We start from the raw sequence: 17,465 nt of genomic DNA, 5'->3' as shown, positions 1-17,465 counted from the left end.
GTTTAGGTGGCCAACACTACCGCGTCCGTCCCCGAATTGCAAATGACGGTCGCCGGGTTCGGCTTGCCGGAAAATATCGTTCGGGGTGTTGCGTTGGCCGGAGGTTTTAAGGATAATGCGCAGCTCTTCAGCCCACGGCTGATGTTTTATGGTTACTGTGTCGGTCCTCTCGCAACGATACGCTGTAAACCCCGCCAGGTCCGGAAGGAAGCAACGGTAGCAGCGGATTCGTGTGCCGGGATGCGGCTGGCACGGTAGCCGCCCAAACCTAGCCTACCCGCGCTGCCAATGGCTTATCAGGTCCTCGCCAGAAAATGGCGTCCCAGCAACTTCTCCCAGCTTGTCGGCCAGGAGCATGTCAGCCATTCCCTGATACACGCTCTGCGCCACGACCGCCTGCATCACGCTTATTTGTTCACCGGTACCCGCGGCGTCGGTAAAACCACGGTGGCTCGAATTCTCGCCAAGGCCATAAACTGCGAAAACCTCCAGGATTTCAATCCCTGCGGCGAATGCCCGGTTTGTCTGGCGTTCGAGCAGGGCCGCTTCATGGACATGATCGAAGTGGATGCGGCATCGCGCACCAAGGTCGAAGACACTCGCGACTTACTCGACAACGTCCAATACGCGCCGAATCAGGGGCGCTACAAGGTCTATTTGATCGACGAAGTCCATATGCTGTCCGGCCACAGCTTCAATGCACTATTGAAGACGCTGGAAGAGCCGCCGCCTCACGTCAAGTTTTTGCTGGCTACCACCGATCCCCACAAAATTCCGGTGACGGTATTGTCTCGCTGCTTGCAGTTCAATCTGAAGCGTCTGCTGCCGGATCAAATCGCCGCGCAGATGCAGTTCATTTTAGAGCAGGAACAGATCGGCTTCGAAATCCCGGCTTTGAAAATCTTGGCTCGCGCGGCCGACGGCAGTTTGCGCGACGGCTTGAGCCTGTTGGACCAGGCCATCGTTTATGGCGGCGGCAGCGTGGTACATGCGGCGGTAACCGGCATGCTGGGTACGGTGGCGCAACAGCCGGTCGACGATTTGTTGCAGGCTCTGGCGGCCGGCGACGCCAAAGGCTTGCTGGTCAAGATCGGCGATATCGCCGAACTGTCGCCGGATTTCGCCGACATCTTGCAGCAAATGCTCAGGGTCCTGCACCGCGTCGCGCTGCTGCAGCAAATTCCCGATTTCGTCGACGCCGAGTTCGATCAAGCATTGATCGGTCTGTTGGCGCGGACGCTGACCGCCGAGGACGTACAACTGTATTATCAGATCGGCTTGCTCGGCCAGCGCGATCTGCCGCTGGCGCCCGATCCGCGTACCGGCTTCGAAATGACGATGCTGAGAATGCTGGCTTTCCGGCCGAAAACGGTGGACCAGCGGCAAGAGACGCCGCCCGGTCCGGTGATAACTACGGTCCGGCCGTCAACGTCCGCCAAGGAATCTGGGCCGGCTTCTGATCCGGTGGCGGCTGTCGTAACACCCGCCGCGGCGCCGGTTGCGGCGGAATCACCGGCCGCCGTCGAGTCGAAGCCCCAGATGCGCTCGGTTTCGCCGGACTCGCTCCGACCGGAACAATGGCCGGAGATTATCGCCGCATTGAACATCGGCGGCCGAGCCAGGGAGTTGGCCAACAACTGCGTGCTGGACGGCATCGACGATCACACTTGCCGGTTGTTGCTGGACCCGAGTTTTCATCAAGTCGGCACTCGGGCCGAGGACACGCTGCGCGCCGCGCTGCAACAGTATTTCGGTCGGCCGATCAAGCTGGTGATCGCCGCTCGGGCCGGCGATCTGATGACGCCGGCGCTGCAGATGCAAAAAGCCAAGGAAGATCGCCAACAGGCGGCGGTGGAGAGCATCCAGACCGATCCTACCGTGCAGGCCTTAAAAGATACCTTCGGCGCCAGGGTGTTGCCTGGCAGCATAGAGCCTATTAATTGATTTCGGAGACACTATGAAAAACGCACTCGCGGGCATCATGCAACAAGCCCAGAAAATGCAGGAAAACTTGAAAAAGGCCCAGGAAGAACTCGAAAACATGGAGGTGCTGGGCGAATCCGGCGGCGGCTTGGTGACGATACTGATGACCGGCAAGCGCGAAGTGCGTAAGGTCAGTATCGATCCGTCGCTGGTCGGCGACGACAAGGATATGCTGGAAGATTTGGTGGCGGCGGCAATCAACGACGCCGTCCACAAGGTTGGCAAAATGAAGAAAGAAAAAATGGCCGATGTCACCGCCGGCATCCCGATTCCGCCCGGTTTTCAGATGCCGTTCTAAATCATGGCTAATCAGGGGCTGCTGAAGGAACTGATCCAGAGCCTGTGCTGTTTGCCCGGCGTCGGACCCAAGTCGGCGCAGCGGATGGCGTTTCATTTGCTGCTGCGCAACCGCGAAGGCGCCCGCCAGCTCGGTCAGTTGCTGGAAAAGGCCGTTGCCGAAATCGGCTATTGCCGCGACTGCCGCACCCTGACCGAAGCCGAGATTTGCGAAGTCTGCGCCAATCCGCTCCGGGAGAACGATACGCTGTGTATCGTCGAAAGCGCCGCCGACGTTTGGGTCGTCGATCAGGCCACCACGTTCAAGGGCAAATACTTTGTGTTGCACGGCCGCTTGTCGCCGCTGGACGGCATCGGGCCCGACCAGCTCGGTTTCGACTTGCTCGAGCAGCGCATGGCCTCCGGCACGCTAAAGGAAATCATCCTGGCAACCAATTCCACGGTGGAAGGCCAGGCCACCGCGCATTTTATCGGCGAAGTTGCCGCCAAACATGGGATACAAGCCACCCGCATCGCCCACGGCGTACCGATGGGCGGCGAGCTGGAATTCATCGACAGCGGCACGCTGTCGGCGGCTTTTAACGGGCGTAGAGAACTTTAGGAGGCAAGATGAGCGATTGTTTGTTCTGCAAGATGGTCGCCGGCGAGATCAAGCCGGACGTGGTTTACGAAGACGATAAGGTGTTGGCGTTCCGCGATTTGCACCCGCAAGCGCCGCTGCATGTGTTGGTGATTCCGAAACGTCACATTGCTAACTTAAACGATCTGGACGATGCCGAGTTGGGCGGACACCTGCTGCAAACCGCCGCGAAAATCGCCAAGGACCTGGGCTATGCCGACAGCGGTTATCGCACCGTGTTGAACTGCAACGCCGACGGGGGCCAAACCGTTTTCCACCTGCACCTGCACCTGCTGGCCGGCCGAGCAATGCATTGGCCGCCGGGTTAGAACGCCGCTTTCGCAAGCCCTACCTGGTCGGCGGCCGGCGCGATTTACCGATTCAAGCTTGAGACCCGCATCGGTTCTTTCATCGCGATCGCGACGATCAGCGAAAAGGCGGCGCAGGCGCTGACGTAGTAGCCAAACCATTCCGGATGGCCGTGGCTTTTCATCGATAGCGCCAGGTATTCGGCGCTGCCGCCGAATAAGGCCACCGTCACGGCATACGGAAATCCCACGCCCAGCGCCCGAATGTGTACCGGGAACAGTTCGGCTTTGACGATGGCGTTGACCGACGAGTAGCCGGAAACGATCAGCAGCGCGCAGATGTACCAGAACAACGCCGAAGTCAGGCTTTGCGGCTGCGACAAAAGGTTCAGGATCGGTGCCGTGAACAGCGTTGCAAGGACGCCGAAGCCGATCAACATGCAGCGGCGGCCGACGAAGTCGGACAGCAGGCCGAACAGCGGCTGTACCAGCATGAATACCGACAGCGCGATGGCGCAGATCAGCGTGGCGTCGTCCTTTGCAAAGCCGGTGGTGTTCACCAAAAACTTCTGCATGTAGACGGTAAACGTGTAATACGACAAGGTGCCGCCGGCGGTCAAGGCCACGACGGTGAAGATTTGCTTGGGATAGTTGAGCAACTCGCGCGGATTGGCTTGCTTGGCCGATTCGGTGTGTTGCTCGACGAAAGCGCTGGTTTCCGCCATATTGCCGCGCAACCGGACCGCGACAACAGCGAGCAAGCCTCCGACCACGAAGCCGATCCGCCATCCCCAATTGTGCAGTTGCGCGTCGCTCAAGAAACAGCGCTGCAACAGCATCAGCAATCCCAGCGCCAGGATTTGGCCCAAGACGATAGTGACGTATTGAAAGCTGGAGTAGTAGCCGCGCCGGTCGGCGCTGGCCATTTCGCTGAGGTAGGTGGCGGAGCTGCCGTATTCGCCGCCGATACTGAAACCCTGCAACATCCGGGCGAGCAATAGCAAGGCCGGCGCCCAGGCGCCGATCACCGCATAGCCCGGCGTGCAGGCGATGATTAACGAGCCCAGGCACATCAGGCCGACCGACAAGAGCAGTGCGCTCTTGCGGCCCTTGCGATCCGCCAAACCGCCCAGCCACCAGCCGCCCAGCGGCCGAAACACAAAGCCGACCGCGAAGATCGCGGCGTTGTTTAGCAATTGGGCGGTTTGGTCGGTTTCCGAAAAGAAAGCCGGCGCAAAGTACAGGGCGAAAGCGGCGTAAATGGCCCAGTCGAAATATTCCACCAGATTGCCGATCGAGCCGCTGAAGATATTCCGCAGGCGGGCGCGGTGCGAGAGCGCTGATCGATTGGTCATGTCGGTTGCCGTCCCGCCGCTCAATGCAGCGTCTTGGAGGCGCCGGCGGCGTCGTGCAGGCTGCAAAACAATTGCACGGTGACGAATATCAAGGTCTTGATCATCCGCACCGCGTCGCCGGGTGCCGGATGTTCGGCCAGATATTCATCGATGCAGTCGTGGAGAAATTGCACCAGGCCCTGTTGCTCGTCGGTTTCGAATACGCTTTCCGAATGCGGTTTGCCGGACATCATCGCGGTCATTTCGGCGTCCACCAACGCGGCTTTTTCCTGTAGCCAGGCCATGCCCAGGGTTTGTTGGCTGGGCAGGGTGCCGGAGGTTTTTTCGAACACGCAAATAACGTCGAACACCAGATCCATGAACAGATGGGCGACGTTTTGATCCTGCTCGGCAATTAGCGAAGGAAACACCCCAAACAGCGTTTGCGCCAATACCGGTTGCTCGTTCTGAAACCGGGTCAGGATGGTATGCCCGGCGTTTTGATCCAGGCTTTTGGCATATTCCAAGCCCAAGTAAAGTTCTTTATCGGTAAATTCGCGCATGTTGAGTGAGTATGGAAAAGTGAAAATCGCGGCTATGGTCAGCGCATCGCCTCGAATTGAATGCCTCGAAAATGTCGGAGCCGGTTTGCTCCGACGAGTCAGTCGGCCGATCCGCCGGCATCGGCAGTCAAGGCCTTTAAGCTTCGAAGCCCGCCATGAACGCCGACCGGCTGGTTTCGTCGCCGTAGAGCAGGGTCAGGCCGGCGGGGTCGGGCGCGTCGGTCGGATGGGCCGAATAGGCCATCAGTAACGGGACGATATAGCGGCCCGCCGCCGGCGAGAGATAGACGAAATAGCGCTCGCCGTCTTCCGTCCAATGCCCGAACATCGCCATGCCGGCCGGCCCGTTCTTGGCGATATACGCGGCCCGAAACGAGCCGAACAAAACACCTATCTCCCCGGACTCGTATTCGTGTCGGGTCAGGGCGATCCTATGCCAAGTTTGGGGTTTTGTGGTCGCCACGGGAATCTCCTGTCATCGCCAAACGTTTGATATATAGATGCGCGTCCAGCGGTTTTTCGCGCGGGCAGCGGGTCTTCGGTTCAGACTATAAAGCCAATTCCGCCACAATGCCATGCCGGCCGGATCAACAGTCCTTGCCGGCCAGTCGGCTTTCCAAAAACGTTCTTAATCCAAATATCGCCAAACCGGCGCCGCAGGCCAGCCCAGCCAACAACAGAAAGAAGCCGGCATGGGACATCGTCGAGTAAAAGCTACCGATATAGCCGGCCAAATAATTGCCTAAGAACACCGACAAAAACCACAGTCCCATCACCGAGCCGACCGCCTTGGCCGGCGCGACCTTGCTGACCAGCGACAAGCCGACCGGCGACAGATATAGCTCGCCGACCGTGTAAATCAGGGTACACAAGGCCAGCCACAGGCCGCTGATTTTTTGGTCCGGGCCGTGTAGCGACACCGCGACGATCAACACCAGAAACGAGGCCGCCAGCCAAGCGCAACCCCAAGCCATTTTCACGACGCTGGAACGCGGCTTGGAGGGCTTGCCGAGCATGCCGCCCATCAGCGGCGTCAACAAAAAGATGAAGGCCGGATTCAAGGATTGAAACCAGGTGGACGGCATATCCCAACCCAACACCCGCCAATCGGCCCGCTGCTCGGCAAACAATTGCAAGGTATTGCCTTGCTGCTCGTAGACCGCCCAAAACACCACGTTGATCGTCGCCAACACCGCCAAGCTTAAAATCGCCCGCCATTCCTCGCCGCTGATCGGCGTTTCCGGTATCGGCGTCCGAGTCCCGCGCCAGGCGGCATCGCCGCCCAGAAAGCGTTGGCCGGCCAAATAAATCGACAAGCCTATCGTCATGCCGACACCGGCCGCCGCGAAACCGTAATGCCAACCGTAGCGCTGGCCCAGCGTGCCGCAGACCAACGGCGCGAAAAAACCGCCGATATTGATGCCCAGGTAAAAAATCGTGAACGCGCCGTCGCGGCGCGGGTCGCCGGGAGGATACAAGCTGCCGACCTGGGTCGAAATATTGGGTTTGAAGCAACCGTTACCCGCGATCAGCAAGGCCAGCGCCGGCAAGAACCAGGCTTCCCGTGCCATCAGAAAATGCCCGGCGGTCATCAACACCGCGCCGAGTGCAACCGTGTTGCGCGGCCCCAACCAACGGTCGGCCAAGTAGCCGCCCAACAGTGGAGTCAAATAGACCAGGCCGGTGTACAAGCCGTAGATTTGCGAAGCCAGCGGCTGTATGTCCAAGCCGCCGTAAAGCCATTCCAGCCCGGCCCGCAAGCTCGCGAAGCCGAATATATCGGCACCGTCGTTCACCGCCGGAATCAAATACTGGATCATGTACAACACCAGCAAGGTCCGCATGCCGTAATAGGAAAACCGCTCCCACATCTCGGTCAGAAACAAGACATACAAACCCGGCGGGTGGCCGAAAAGCTGCTTAGGCATCGTCGCTCGAAAAAATCGGTCGTTATAAAGTGACGTCGCGGCGAATTTTAGCGCCCATACGGTCGCGCCGATGACGGTCTTTACCTCGCGCAATCGGCCAGGATAAAACGGCCTCCGCCGTGCCGGCGCTGAATCCGATCACCCATTGGAATTGAGTTGCCCGCACGCCGCTAGCACGTCGTCGCCTTTAACCCCGCGAATCAAGGTTGGAATCCTGAAGGTATCCAATACCGCCTTAAACCTTTCCACGGTTTGCATATCCGGTCGTCGGTAACGCGATCCGGGGAAGGGGTTGAACGGAATCAAACTGATATAAGCGCTTTTTCCCGCCAGCAAGGTGCCCAGTTTCTCCGCATCGAGCAGAGCATCGTTGAAATCCTTGATCAAAATATATTCGTAAGTCACGAATTGCTTTTTGTTTAATGCTATGCGGTCGATATAAGCCAACACTTCGTCCAGCGGATATTTTCTATTGATCGGAATCAACTCGTCGCGTTTTTCCGAGAACGGCGAATGCAGCGACAGAGCCAGATTGACGCCAGGCATTTCCCGGTTCCAACGTTTGAGTCCCGGAAGATAACCCGCCGTCGAAATCGTGATTTTCTGAACGCCGACTGAAAATCCGAATTGCGATAAAAATATTTCGCAAGCTTGTTTAACCGCATCGAAATTATGCAAGGGCTCGCCCTGGCCCATAAACACGATATTTAATATGCGTTCTTCTCCAGGCCGGTTTTCGGCTAGCCACTGCCAGGCTTTCAAGAATTGTCCGATCATTTCGCCGGTGGTCAAATTGCGTTTAAGGCCTTGTTCTCCGGTAAAGCAAAAAGCGCAATTCATCGCGCAGCCGACTTGCGACGACAGACAAATCGAATATTTGTTATTGAACGGAATCAGCACCGTCTCGACTTTTTGGTCATCGTTCAACTTAAACAGAAACTTCACGGTCCGGTCTTTTTCGGATTCGTAAACCGTATCGATTTCAGGCAAGGAAAAGTCGTAATACCGTTCAAAAAACGCCAAGGCCGGCTTGGATATTAGATTATGACAAGGCGAGTTCTGCTTTTTCTTGTAATACCAATTAAATAGCGTCGGCGTCACCGAGTTATTAAAGCCCTGCCGTTCGACTATCGTCTCTAAGTCGGTATACGTTAGATCGTAAAAAGAGGGTTTCAACGAGTTCTCCACGCGCTATAAATACCGGCCAATATCGGTGCGTTATAAATATTCAAAGCCGATTATCCCCGGCCAAACCACCAACGGCGTTTACCTTGTCGATCAATCGTTGCCGTGCCGAGATTTATTGACCGAGTTTCGTGGCGGCAAATGTCCAGCTAGAGTCGGTCAAACGATATGGTTGCGAGCGGCTGTTAGGTTTGTCGGGAACGGTCATTTCGATCCGTCCCAGAGCAAGCGTTGGTTTCAAGTAACGCTCACGGAAAGATGTTTTCATATGCGGAACTCTCAAGCAGATTCTTTGCCGGCCGCGGTTCAGTTAACCGTTCAACAAACCGAGGCAATATATCATTTGCAAATCCCGCCGGTGAGGTTGGAGTCTACAGTATTTGATTCGGCTGGCGACAGGCGATAAAAAACCCCAGCCGGTCACCCGACTGGGGTTTGGTGTTTGGTGGAGGTGGCGGGAATTGAACCCGCGTCCGCAAGCACTCCGCCACAAGCTCTACATGCTTATCCCGCGCTTTTAATTTAACTGTTGACTACCCGTCGGGCCAAGAGGATCAACAGCGATTTCGATTGGATTTAGCGCTTTAGGCTCCGAACTAAGCCCTGGCGCGATCTTATGTAATATGATCCCTGAGCGCTCCCCGAGAGGAACTCCAGACGCATAAGTACATCTGGTCAGAGAAGTGGTGCAGGTTTTAAGCTGCGATAGCCACTGAGTAGTTTTCGTCGTTTGCGAATACTTTTTTTCAGTAGGTTTTACGAGCGGTACTGTGCTCGGCATGCACCTGAGGTTTTGCTACCCACGTCGAAGCCATGTCACCCCCAAGAGCGGTCATTCTATCAAAGCGGCGGGACAGTTGCTAACAATATGGATGCGGGTCCGGCAAATTCAAGTCCCCGCCGGTCGTGGCAATCGCGAATTTCGCTCGGCGAAATTGTAGTTGTTCTCACCGGTACGATTCGCTATAAATCGGCTAGCGTGCCGCCCGGTAAGGCAGGCAGCTCATTGGGGCTTACAATTTTGGATTGACGCGCCCATTTCATGTCTTGCGTAATTCTACTTTGTCAGATTACAAATAAGCATCGTCATTCCGGCACGGATGGCCGGACCCGTTAGAGCGCGGAGCGAATCCAGACGCTATGGACGGATTTAAGCCATACCATCCATGGCACTGGATGCCCGCTTCCCGGCGGACATGACGGTCTGAACAAATCCGACAAAGTAGAAGTAATTCGGATTAAGAACAGCTATCCATCCTTGCCGGCCTTGTGCGCCGACGGAGAGCAGCGTGCAATACAAAGATTACTACCAGATTCTAGGCGTGGAACGCGAAGCGGCCTTGCCGGAAATCAAGAAGGCCTATCGCAAGCTGGCGCGCAAATACCACCCGGACATTTCCAAGGAGCCGGACGCCGAAGCCCGGATGAAGGACGTCAACGAGGCTTATGCGGTGTTGTCCGACACCGAAAAGCGCGCAGCCTACGATCAACTGGGCCGCGGTTACCGGTCCGGCCAGGAATTTCATCCGCCGCCGAATTGGGATGCCGGCTTCGAATTTTCCAGCGGCGATGCCGGCGATTTCGGTGACTTTTTCAGCCAATTGTTCGGCCGGATGGGCGCCGGCCGGCGCGGTGGGCCGTTCGAGGCGCAAGCCGGTGGTTTTCGGGCGCAGGGCGACGACCATCACGCCAAGGTGTTGCTGGATGTCGAAGACGCCTTTCGCGGCGCCTCCCGGCAAATCAGCCTGCGGGTGCCGACGATGGATGCCGACGGCCGGGTGGTTTTGAACAATCGCACGTTGAACGTCAAAATCCCGAAAGGCGTTTACGAAGGCCAAATCATTCGCCTTGCCGGCCAGGGCGCACCGGGCCTGGGTGGCGGCAAGGCTGGCGATTTGTTGCTGGAAGTCCATTTCAATCCGCATCCGCGCTTCCGGGTGGACGGCAGCAATCTGCACATGAGTTTGCCGGTCGCGCCCTGGGAAGCCGCGCTGGGTGGCGTCGTAACGATTAATCTATTCGATAGCGAATTGAAGGTTAGGATTCCGCAAGGCCTGCAAAGCGGCCAACAATTGCGCCTGCGAGGCAAGGGTATTCCCTGCGCCACACCCGGCGATTTGTTGCTGGATATTCAAATCGTGCTGCCGCCCGCCAACTCTGACAAGGCCAAGCAACTTTACGAAACCATGGCGCGCGAACTGGCCTTCGACCCGCGCGCAAGCCACAGGAGTTAAGCTATGTCTCAAGCCCTGTCCCCACTCGATGCGGTTCTCGAAGAACACGGCCTGACCTTGCAACAACTAACTTCGCTTGGCGAAGTCGATCTGGAATGGGTCAGCCGGCATATTGCCGAAGGCCAACTCGCGCCGCAGCGGCATGGCGGCGAATGGCGGTTTTCCAGCGCGATGCTGCTACGGGTTCGGCGCATCGCCGCGCTGGAGCGCGATTTCGAGGCGGTTCCGGAACTGGCGGCGCTCGTGGCCGACATGCAGGAAGAAATCGACGGACTACGCCGCCGTTTGCGTCGAGCCGGTTTGGAGTGAGCATGCAAAACACCATCGTCCACAATCACCGCTGGGCCAATCGGCTGCAAACCGTTCTGTTGATCGCGGCATTGCTGGGCATTTGCGCGTTCGCTGGCCAATTGCTGCTCGGTGAAGACGGCATCTGGATGGCGTTGATCGCCGCCGGGTTGGGCTTGGTCATCACGCCGGCTGCCGCTTGGCGCCTGACCTTGAGTTTTTACCGGGCCCGGCCGATCTCGCCGCGCCAGGCGCCGGTGTTGTGGCAACTTTTGGAAACGCTGGCTGAACGCGCCGAATTGCCGACCGTGCCGCAACCCTACTACGTGCCCAGTCCGATCATCAACGCCTTCGCGGTTGGCAATCGGCAGCAGGCGGCGATCGCGCTCAGCGACGGTTTGCTGCAACGATTGTCTACCCGCGAGTTGGCCGGGGTGTTGGCCCACGAGATGGCGCATATCGCCAATAACGACCTGCGGGTGATGGGCTTGGCCGATGCGGTCAGCCGGATTACCGCGCTGTTCGCCAGCGCCGGCCAATTATTCTTGTTGCTGAGCCTGCCGGCCCTGTTTTTCGGCGACGTGGCGTTTACGGTCAATTGGCCGGGAGTGATATTGTTGTTGTTTTCGCCGCATCTGGCTGTGTTGATACAGTTGGGGTTGTCCAGAACCCGCGAATACGATGCCGACCTGCGGGCGGCGACGCTGACCGGCGATCCGCTGGGTTTGGCGCAAGCCTTGGCCCATATCGAGCAAGCCAGCCGGGGCTGGTTGTCGGTGCTGTTTCCGGGCTGGGGCAACCCGGAGCCGTCCTGGCTGCGCACCCATCCGCCGACCGATGAACGGATTCGCCGGTTGCAAGCCCTGGCGCCAGCCGCGCCGTGGCAAATTCACGCCCCGATATTCGCCTATCCGCTGCAACCGGTCGCGCGCCTGCCACGTTGGCGGATCGGCGGCCTTTGGCATTAAGCTTCATTTTTCGAGGACATCATGAGCGACGCTTTACATCTGGTTTGCCCGCACTGTTCGGCCGTCAACCGCGTTCCAACGGAACGTCTGAACCAACAGCCCAAGTGCGGCCAATGCCATCAAGCCTTGTTTACCGGCCATCCGTTGGAGTTGACCGAAGCCAATTTCCCCAAGTATCTGGGCCAAAGCCAAATTCCGTTGCTGGTGGACTTTTGGGCCGCCTGGTGCGGGCCGTGCAAGATGATGGCGCCGGCTTTCGCCCAAGCCGCCCAAATGCTGGAGCCGGCGGTGCTCTTGGGTAAGGTGGACACCGACCGTCACCGCTATCTAAGCGAGGATTTCGGCATTCGTAGCATTCCGACGCTGATTTTGTTCAAGAATGGTCGAGAAATTGCGCGCGAAGCCGGCGCGATGTCGCTACAGGACATCCTGCGCTGGACGAGAAGTCATTTGGTTTGACGGTTGGCGCCGCTGGTCGGGCTGGCTTCGGCTACGCTCAGCCTACGCGGGTAGTCGAACATCCGGCTCGAGGAACACACCGGCATTGCTTGCCGGTCTAAGTCCAGCGCATCAATGGCTTTCGATCGTGATCGGTTGCAGGCCGTCCTGATGACGCCGCCACATGGCTTGAAACAGCGCCTCCAGATGCAGCGTATAGGCTAGCGTATCGAATAGCGGGGTGTTCAGGCGATTGGCGGCCAGCTTGCGGTTGACGTCGGCCAACTGCTCGGGACAGTTGGCTAGATCGTGAGCCAGCGTGTAATAGGTATCCAGATCGGTCGCGATCAACTCGTCCAAGCCTATCGCCCGCAACAGACTGCCGGCTACCCGTGATGGGAAAGTGTCGCCGGCGCAGGTAATCATCGGCACGCCGACCCACAGTGCGTCGCTGGCGGTGGTGTGGGCGTTGTAGGGCGCGGTATCCAACACCAAATCCGCCAGGCCCAAGCGTCCCAGATGCTCGATTTGCGGTAGCTCGTCGGCGAAGATGAGTCGGTCGGGCACAATGCCGCGCTGGTAGGCTTCGTTTCTGAGCCGGCCCTTGGCGGAGGCGTTTTTCAACAACCACAGTACGCTGCCCGGCGTGTTGTAGAGCAGCCGGCACCAGACGTCGAAAATTTCCGGCATGATCTTGTAAGCCTGATTGAAGCAGCAAAACACAAAGCCGTGTTCCGGCAGGCCCTGCTCGACGCGGCTGGATAGCTTGCCGATTTCGGCGTGCCGACCGTGCGGCTGGTAGCTGTCCGGCAGGTAGGCGAAGGCCTCGCTGTAGTCGGCGGCGCTGCCGGGCGGCGTCAGGTAGGGATCGGTGACGATGTAATCGCAAAAATCGCCGCCCAGCGTACTGGGGTAACCCAGGTAATTGACCTGAATCGGGGCCGGCCGGTAGGTGAGGATTTCGGTGCGGGTGCCGCGGGTATAGCCCTTTAAATCGATCAGAATGTCGATTTGGTCGGCATGAATGGCTTTGGCGCTATCGGCGATCGATAACTCGCTCAAATCGACGAAACGGTCGAAGCAACGCAGCAGGCGTTGGCGCATGTCGCCGCCGTCGTCGGCGCCGTAGGAGTAGGCGTAGATTTCGAACCGGTCCTTGTCGTGGGCTTCCAGCATTTCCACCAACAAATACGCAGTGGCGTGATCGTGGAAATCGCAGGATAAATAGCCCAGCCGAATTTTCGGTCTGGCCGGGCCGACGAATTGGAACGCCAAGTCGTCCCGCTCGGCTTGACTGGCGGCGAGCCGGGCCAGCAACCACAAATCGGCGCATTGTCGCTGTTCGGCGGCACTGATGCCGGGTAAGGACAACAAATGGAAAGGCGAAATCCGGCTGCTTTCATTGGCGGCCAAACTGGCCCGTACCTTGTTCCGCCATTCGTCCAGACGCTCCCATTCGCATAATTTGCGGCTGCGGTCGTAGTGTTTCATCGGGGTTCCACTCCATCGTTGGCGCAAACCGCCAGGGAAGGCCCGACGTCTAGTCCGGGGGCATGGCGCCATCGTACCCCACTTTAGCCGGAATACCGAGGAAATCCGGCGCTTGCGGCGGCGATCAGTTCATTAAGGATTTCAGCGGTATCGCGAAGCGTTGCCGAACCACGTCGCCGATTCGGCCGCTGTAAGCGCTCAGATACAAATCCCGGCCGCAGACGTGCGGCAAGGCCGAACAACGACCGGTGATCGCGAAGTGCCGACCGACCAGCCGGAAGGTCAACGGTACGCAATCGGCGCGCAGAATGGGGCCGGCCACGCTTAGATCGATACGCCGGTCGAATGAATCGTAAGCCAAGCTATCGGTCACCAATGTTAGTTCCGCCAGAAGAATGCGGTCGTCGTCGCCGATACAGCCGTAAATCGTGCAGCGGCAGGTTTGCAAATCCGCTAGTAAGGCTTCGGCCAGCCGCGCGGTGGTCGGCCGACCGGGGAGTTGCTCCAGAAGGGTTTCCAAGCCGTGGTAGTGTCTCATAAGCTTTGTCGATGGCGTCGCTAGGGGTTTGTCCGTAAAATACCCGCCGACACCTGACTTCTATTGGCCCCGCGCCCCGAGATTTGATGACTGATTATAAACTGACCCATCTCAAACAGCTCGAAGCTGAAAGTATCCACATCATCCGCGAAGTGGCCGCCGAATTCGAAAAACCGGTGATGCTGTATTCGATAGGCAAGGATTCCGCCGTGATGCTGCACTTGACCCGCAAGGCCTTCTTCCCCGGCAAGCCGCCGTTTCCGCTGTTGCACGTGGATACCACCTGGAAATTCCGGGAAATGATCGAGTTTCGTAACGACATGGCGAAAGATCTGGGCTGGGATTTGATCGTACATATCAACGAAGAAGGTGTTGCCCAAGGCATCGGCCCGTTCACCCATGGCAGTAAAAAACATACCGACGTGATGAAAACCGACGGCTTGAAACAAGCCTTGAACAAATACCAGTTCGACGCGGCCTTCGGCGGCGCCCGCCGCGACGAGGAAAAATCCCGCGCCAAGGAACGGGTGTATTCGTTCCGCGATAAAAATCACCGCTGGGACCCGAAAAACCAACGCCCCGAACTCTGGAACATTTACAACGGCAAAGTCGATAAAGGCGAGTCCATCCGCGTCTTCCCACTATCCAACTGGACCGAACTGGACATTTGGCAATACATCCATTTAGAGAACATCCCCATCGTACCTTTGTATTTTGCCAAAGAGCGCCCGGTCGTCGAAAAAGACGGCATGCTGATCATGGTCGACGACGAGCGCATGCCGATCGGCCCGGAAGACAAAGTCGAAATGAAGATGGTGCGCTTCCGCACGCTAGGTTGTTACCCCTTGACCGGCGCCGTCGAGTCGACCGCCACCACACTGCCGGAAATCATCCAGGAAATGCTGCTGACCACGACTTCCGAGCGCCAAGGCCGTTTGATCGACCATGATCAAGCGGGGTCGATGGAGCAGAAGAAGCGGGAAGGTTATTTTTAGAACCGGATCAGCATTGCGACTGTTTTTTAGTTGCCATAGAATAAAGCGGCATGAGCAAAAGCAAAAGCTGATTGAGAAATTCAAATCTGATTCCGAATTCACTTGGCAGGAATTGGAAAGAATGATGCTGCTACTGGGCTTTGAAAAACAGGAAGGCGACGGGTCGCGGGTTAAATTCTACAAACCGGAATTAACCATCAGCATCCACAAACCCCATCCCGACAAATCGATCAAGCACTATGTTCGAAAAGAAATTTTAGCGAGGTTAAAAGATGAATTGCTTTAGCTACAAGGGCTATCAAGGCTCGGTTGAAACCAGCATTCAGGATAAATGCCTCTACGGCAAATTGCTTAACATTACCGATCTAATTCTCTACGAAGGCAACACCGTAGATGAACTGGAGCAAAATTTTAAAGCCTCGGTAGACGATTATCTGGAGCACTGCAAACAGCAAAATAAACCGCCTAAAAAACCGTTCAAAGGCTCCTTCAATGTCAGAATCGGTCAGGAACTTCACGAAAAAGCCAGCAAAAGAGCCGGCGAAATCGGCAAGTCCCTGAATGAGTATATAAAGGATATTGTGCAGAAAGACACCGAATCGCATGCCTAATAATAGTTTTTATCAAAATGACTAAAACCACTGATGATTAACAGCGTCCAGCTAAAAAACTTTGGCCCTCTCACCGAAATTGATTGGCAAGACTTAGGCCCGATCAATTTGGTGATCGGCAATAACGGCTGCGGGAAATCGTTTTTGTTGAAGGCGATATATAGCGCTGTGCGGACATTAGAGGATTATAAACGAGGAGATAATCCCGAAGATGCTTCGGATATTTTATTCAATAAATTGTATTGGACTTTTCAGACAGAAAAAATAGGCGACCTTGTTTCGAAGCAAAGCGACGCATCCCTATATTTTGGCTTAATGATCGACAAGCTAGCATTTAATTATTCGTTTGGAAAAGACACGTCTAAAGCAATTAATTCAGTAGAAAACAATGTTACGCCCCGTGAAAGCAACTCTATATTTTTGCCCGCCAAAGAAGTTATATCGATACATCAAATTATTTTAGAGACAAGGGAGCGCGGCAAGCGTTTTGGATTCGATGATACTTACTTTGATCTAGCAAAAGCTTTAACAATTACTGAACTTGAAGGATTTATAAACAATTTTGAAAAAACAGGCGTGACTATTAGTGAGCATCAAAGCCCTGCAAAAGGATATGGTTCGAAAGAATTCGAGGAGTCACGCAATAAATTAGAACTCTTGCTCGATGGTAAAATTGAATACGACAAAACCTCAAGTCGCTGGTATTTCAAAAAAGGCAGGCAACGATTCTCTATAGGCATAACTGCGGAAGGTATAAAAAAAATTGCCATTCTTGATACATTACTGGGTAATGGGCAATTAGATAAAGACTCTATTGTCTTTATTGATGAACCTGAGTCAAATTTACACCCAAAAGCAATTTCTGATTTTTTAGATATTATTGCTTTACTTGCTCAACAAGGTCTCCAGTTTTTCCTAGCCAGCCATTCTTATGCTGTGGTCAAAAAACTATACTTAATCGCCCAGCAACAGCAAGTTTCCATTTCTGTTCTATCGAAAGAAGGCGATGATTGGGTGCAATCGGATTTATTGGACGATTTCCCCGACAATCCGATTATTGATGAGTCAATCCGGCTTTATGAGCAAGAAGTGGAATTGGCTTTCAAATGATTAGCACGCCAAGAAATGATTTTGAAAAAATGTTTGGCCCGTACTCAGACGGAAGTTGTTTTGAAATTGAGGCCTGTCAAACGTTACTAAGAATCAATAAAAAAGCCAAGAAGAATGAAGGTGTAAAAATTGCAGAATTTTTACTTCTTTCCGAAAACTCAATAAATCAAACCGTGCAAGTTATAGAAGCTAAAATTGATCCTCCAATCGATGAAAAGCTTGTCAGTGATGTGACAGAGAAATTTGTCAACAGCTTGGCTCTATTTATATCCATCCATGTTGGCCGGAACAGAGAGACCCTATTGCCAACTAAGTTTAGTGAGTTAAAACTTGCTGCCATTGAGTTTAGATTCATTTTGGCTATTCAGAAGATTGAACTATCATGGATACAGTCTTTGCAAGAAAAGCTTAAACATAAAATGCAAAAAACAATGAATATTTGGAATATAGACATTAATTCAGTAATTGTTGTTGATTTAGAGGGCGCGAAAAAGTATGGGTTGATTAATACTACCAAACTGTAACGCTATAACTGAATTATAAATAAACTTTGAATTTTCGGAACTCCCCATGTC

At 55.3% G+C, this 17,465-nt stretch carries 21 protein-coding genes and 2 other RNA genes; 14 read left to right on the top strand and 9 right to left on the bottom strand.

What is annotated here, in order from left to right:
* The first annotated feature begins 158 nt into the window (after positions 1 to 158).
* The 5 genes from ffs (at position 159) to ACQE3D_RS22400 (ending at position 3,228) form a co-directional block, all read left to right on the top strand.
* Positions 159 to 255: signal recognition particle sRNA small type (gene ffs, locus ACQE3D_RS22420), an RNA gene on the top strand.
* Positions 256 to 288: 33 nt separating this feature from the next.
* Positions 289 to 1,944 (top strand): DNA polymerase III subunit gamma/tau, encoded by a 1,656-nt coding sequence (gene dnaX, locus ACQE3D_RS22415; protein WP_427551291.1) that lies wholly within the window; start codon positions 289 to 291, stop codon positions 1,942 to 1,944.
* A gap of 13 nt (positions 1,945 to 1,957) precedes the next feature.
* A complete protein-coding gene (locus ACQE3D_RS22410; protein WP_064030769.1) occupies positions 1,958 to 2,281 on the top strand; it encodes a YbaB/EbfC family nucleoid-associated protein in 324 nt (107 codons plus the stop codon).
* Between the two features lie 3 nt (positions 2,282 to 2,284).
* Positions 2,285 to 2,881 (top strand): recombination mediator RecR, encoded by a 597-nt coding sequence (gene recR, locus ACQE3D_RS22405; protein ID WP_168028270.1) that lies wholly within the window; start codon positions 2,285 to 2,287, stop codon positions 2,879 to 2,881.
* A gap of 8 nt (positions 2,882 to 2,889) precedes the next feature.
* Positions 2,890 to 3,228: a histidine triad nucleotide-binding protein gene (locus ACQE3D_RS22400; protein ID WP_064030767.1), complete on the top strand. Its 339-nt coding sequence runs from the start codon at positions 2,890 to 2,892 to the stop codon at positions 3,226 to 3,228.
* A 44-nt stretch (positions 3,229 to 3,272) separates the two neighbouring features.
* On the opposite strand, the gene ACQE3D_RS22395 is transcribed toward ACQE3D_RS22400, so the two are convergent.
* The 7 genes from ACQE3D_RS22395 to ssrA form a co-directional block, all read right to left on the bottom strand.
* Positions 3,273 to 4,562 carry an MFS transporter gene (locus tag ACQE3D_RS22395; RefSeq protein ID WP_313730400.1) on the bottom strand — a complete coding sequence of 430 codons (1,290 nt, stop codon included), beginning with the start codon at positions 4,560 to 4,562 and terminating at the stop codon, positions 3,273 to 3,275.
* 20 nt (positions 4,563 to 4,582) lie between these two features.
* Complete coding sequence (locus ACQE3D_RS22390; protein ID WP_313730401.1) at positions 4,583 to 5,104, bottom strand: hypothetical protein; 522 nt, start codon at positions 5,102 to 5,104, stop codon at positions 4,583 to 4,585.
* 136 nt (positions 5,105 to 5,240) lie between these two features.
* On the bottom strand, positions 5,241 to 5,567 hold the full coding sequence (locus ACQE3D_RS22385; protein ID WP_313730402.1) for a hypothetical protein: 327 nt from the start codon (positions 5,565 to 5,567) through the stop codon (positions 5,241 to 5,243).
* A gap of 124 nt (positions 5,568 to 5,691) precedes the next feature.
* On the bottom strand, positions 5,692 to 7,032 hold the full coding sequence (locus ACQE3D_RS22380; RefSeq protein ID WP_313730403.1) for a peptide MFS transporter: 1,341 nt from the start codon (positions 7,030 to 7,032) through the stop codon (positions 5,692 to 5,694).
* Between the two features lie 138 nt (positions 7,033 to 7,170).
* A complete protein-coding gene (gene rlmN, locus ACQE3D_RS22375) occupies positions 7,171 to 8,208 on the bottom strand; it encodes a 23S rRNA (adenine(2503)-C(2))-methyltransferase RlmN (RefSeq protein ID WP_168028264.1) in 1,038 nt (345 codons plus the stop codon).
* A 124-nt stretch (positions 8,209 to 8,332) separates the two neighbouring features.
* Positions 8,333 to 8,485, bottom strand: coding sequence for a Fic family protein (locus ACQE3D_RS22370; RefSeq protein WP_396642746.1), 153 nt, complete (start codon positions 8,483 to 8,485; stop codon positions 8,333 to 8,335).
* 175 nt (positions 8,486 to 8,660) lie between these two features.
* Positions 8,661 to 9,041, bottom strand: a transfer-messenger RNA (tmRNA) gene (gene ssrA / locus ACQE3D_RS22365).
* Between the two features lie 465 nt (positions 9,042 to 9,506).
* Between ssrA and ACQE3D_RS22360 the strand changes: the two genes are divergently transcribed.
* Genes ACQE3D_RS22360 through trxC form a run of 4 tightly spaced genes read left to right on the top strand, consistent with a single transcriptional unit; the run spans position 9,507 to position 12,166 of the window.
* A complete protein-coding gene (locus ACQE3D_RS22360) occupies positions 9,507 to 10,451 on the top strand; it encodes a DnaJ C-terminal domain-containing protein (RefSeq protein WP_064030761.1) in 945 nt (314 codons plus the stop codon).
* Between the two features lie 3 nt (positions 10,452 to 10,454).
* Positions 10,455 to 10,760, top strand: a complete 306-nt coding sequence (locus ACQE3D_RS22355; protein ID WP_064030760.1) for a chaperone modulator CbpM — start codon at positions 10,455 to 10,457, stop codon at positions 10,758 to 10,760.
* A 2-nt stretch (positions 10,761 to 10,762) separates the two neighbouring features.
* Positions 10,763 to 11,707 (top strand): zinc metalloprotease HtpX, encoded by a 945-nt coding sequence (locus ACQE3D_RS22350; protein WP_313730404.1) that lies wholly within the window; start codon positions 10,763 to 10,765, stop codon positions 11,705 to 11,707.
* A gap of 21 nt (positions 11,708 to 11,728) precedes the next feature.
* Positions 11,729 to 12,166 carry a thioredoxin TrxC gene (trxC, locus tag ACQE3D_RS22345; protein ID WP_313730405.1) on the top strand — a complete coding sequence of 146 codons (438 nt, stop codon included), beginning with the start codon at positions 11,729 to 11,731 and terminating at the stop codon, positions 12,164 to 12,166.
* Positions 12,167 to 12,277: 111 nt separating this feature from the next.
* On the opposite strand, the gene ACQE3D_RS22340 is transcribed toward trxC, so the two are convergent.
* Both ACQE3D_RS22340 and ACQE3D_RS22335 read right to left on the bottom strand, forming a co-directional pair.
* Positions 12,278 to 13,636 carry a UDP-N-acetylglucosamine-peptide N-acetylglucosaminyltransferase gene (locus ACQE3D_RS22340; protein WP_064030757.1) on the bottom strand — a complete coding sequence of 453 codons (1,359 nt, stop codon included), beginning with the start codon at positions 13,634 to 13,636 and terminating at the stop codon, positions 12,278 to 12,280.
* A gap of 124 nt (positions 13,637 to 13,760) precedes the next feature.
* Entirely contained in the window at positions 13,761 to 14,174 is a 414-nt protein-coding gene (locus ACQE3D_RS22335; protein ID WP_313730406.1) for a hypothetical protein, read from the bottom strand.
* Positions 14,175 to 14,260: 86 nt separating this feature from the next.
* On the opposite strand from ACQE3D_RS22335, the gene cysD reads away from it, so the two are divergent.
* Genes cysD through ACQE3D_RS22310 form a run of 5 tightly spaced genes read left to right on the top strand, consistent with a single transcriptional unit; the run spans position 14,261 to position 17,414 of the window.
* Positions 14,261 to 15,169, top strand: coding sequence for a sulfate adenylyltransferase subunit CysD (cysD, locus tag ACQE3D_RS22330; protein WP_313730407.1), 909 nt, complete (start codon positions 14,261 to 14,263; stop codon positions 15,167 to 15,169).
* A complete protein-coding gene (locus tag ACQE3D_RS22325) occupies positions 15,120 to 15,455 on the top strand; it encodes a type II toxin-antitoxin system HicA family toxin (RefSeq protein ID WP_313730408.1) in 336 nt (111 codons plus the stop codon). The genes cysD and ACQE3D_RS22325 overlap by 50 nt, the downstream gene beginning before the upstream one ends.
* A complete protein-coding gene (locus ACQE3D_RS22320) occupies positions 15,442 to 15,780 on the top strand; it encodes a type II toxin-antitoxin system HicB family antitoxin (RefSeq protein ID WP_313730409.1) in 339 nt (112 codons plus the stop codon). Before ACQE3D_RS22325 ends, ACQE3D_RS22320 begins: the two co-directional genes overlap by 14 nt.
* Before the next feature lie 33 nt (positions 15,781 to 15,813).
* Positions 15,814 to 16,890, top strand: a complete 1,077-nt coding sequence (locus ACQE3D_RS22315) for an AAA family ATPase (RefSeq protein ID WP_313730410.1) — start codon at positions 15,814 to 15,816, stop codon at positions 16,888 to 16,890.
* Complete coding sequence (locus tag ACQE3D_RS22310) at positions 16,887 to 17,414, top strand: hypothetical protein (RefSeq protein ID WP_313730411.1); 528 nt, start codon at positions 16,887 to 16,889, stop codon at positions 17,412 to 17,414. The genes ACQE3D_RS22315 and ACQE3D_RS22310 overlap by 4 nt, the downstream gene beginning before the upstream one ends.
* The last annotated feature ends 51 nt before the right edge of the window (positions 17,415 to 17,465 follow it).

Origin of the sequence: Methylomonas sp. MS20, from assembly GCF_050275925.1 — a bacterium.
GTDB classification, from domain to species: domain Bacteria; phylum Pseudomonadota; class Gammaproteobacteria; order Methylococcales; family Methylomonadaceae; genus Methylomonas; species Methylomonas koyamae_A.
Note: the sequence above shows the minus strand (reverse complement) of the source record. Positions and strands in the feature narration are given on the sequence as shown.

Excerpts from the sequence above, each read along its gene's own strand:
- ACQE3D_RS22315 (WP_313730410.1), top strand. The coding sequence starts at position 15,814 with ATGATTAACAGCGTCCAGCTAAAAAACTTTGGCCCTCTCACCGAAATT.
- ACQE3D_RS22350 (WP_313730404.1), top strand. The coding sequence starts at position 10,763 with ATGCAAAACACCATCGTCCACAATCACCGCTGGGCCAATCGGCTGCAA.
- ACQE3D_RS22310 (WP_313730411.1), top strand. The coding sequence starts at position 16,887 with ATGATTAGCACGCCAAGAAATGATTTTGAAAAAATGTTTGGCCCGTAC.
- ACQE3D_RS22395 (WP_313730400.1), bottom strand. The coding sequence starts at position 4,562 with ATGACCAATCGATCAGCGCTCTCGCACCGCGCCCGCCTGCGGAATATC.
- ACQE3D_RS22370 (WP_396642746.1), bottom strand. The coding sequence starts at position 8,485 with ATGAAAACATCTTTCCGTGAGCGTTACTTGAAACCAACGCTTGCTCTG.
- dnaX (WP_427551291.1), top strand. The coding sequence starts at position 289 with ATGGCTTATCAGGTCCTCGCCAGAAAATGGCGTCCCAGCAACTTCTCC.
- ACQE3D_RS22320 (WP_313730409.1), top strand. The coding sequence starts at position 15,442 with ATGAATTGCTTTAGCTACAAGGGCTATCAAGGCTCGGTTGAAACCAGC.
- ACQE3D_RS22390 (WP_313730401.1), bottom strand. The coding sequence starts at position 5,104 with ATGCGCGAATTTACCGATAAAGAACTTTACTTGGGCTTGGAATATGCC.
- ACQE3D_RS22335 (WP_313730406.1), bottom strand. The coding sequence starts at position 14,174 with ATGAGACACTACCACGGCTTGGAAACCCTTCTGGAGCAACTCCCCGGT.
- ACQE3D_RS22400 (WP_064030767.1), top strand. The coding sequence starts at position 2,890 with ATGAGCGATTGTTTGTTCTGCAAGATGGTCGCCGGCGAGATCAAGCCG.
- ACQE3D_RS22410 (WP_064030769.1), top strand. The coding sequence starts at position 1,958 with ATGAAAAACGCACTCGCGGGCATCATGCAACAAGCCCAGAAAATGCAG.
- ACQE3D_RS22340 (WP_064030757.1), bottom strand. The coding sequence starts at position 13,636 with ATGAAACACTACGACCGCAGCCGCAAATTATGCGAATGGGAGCGTCTG.
- cysD (WP_313730407.1), top strand. The coding sequence starts at position 14,261 with ATGACTGATTATAAACTGACCCATCTCAAACAGCTCGAAGCTGAAAGT.
- ACQE3D_RS22380 (WP_313730403.1), bottom strand. The coding sequence starts at position 7,032 with ATGCCTAAGCAGCTTTTCGGCCACCCGCCGGGTTTGTATGTCTTGTTT.
- ACQE3D_RS22355 (WP_064030760.1), top strand. The coding sequence starts at position 10,455 with ATGTCTCAAGCCCTGTCCCCACTCGATGCGGTTCTCGAAGAACACGGC.
- recR (WP_168028270.1), top strand. The coding sequence starts at position 2,285 with ATGGCTAATCAGGGGCTGCTGAAGGAACTGATCCAGAGCCTGTGCTGT.
- trxC (WP_313730405.1), top strand. The coding sequence starts at position 11,729 with ATGAGCGACGCTTTACATCTGGTTTGCCCGCACTGTTCGGCCGTCAAC.
- ACQE3D_RS22325 (WP_313730408.1), top strand. The coding sequence starts at position 15,120 with ATGATCAAGCGGGGTCGATGGAGCAGAAGAAGCGGGAAGGTTATTTTT.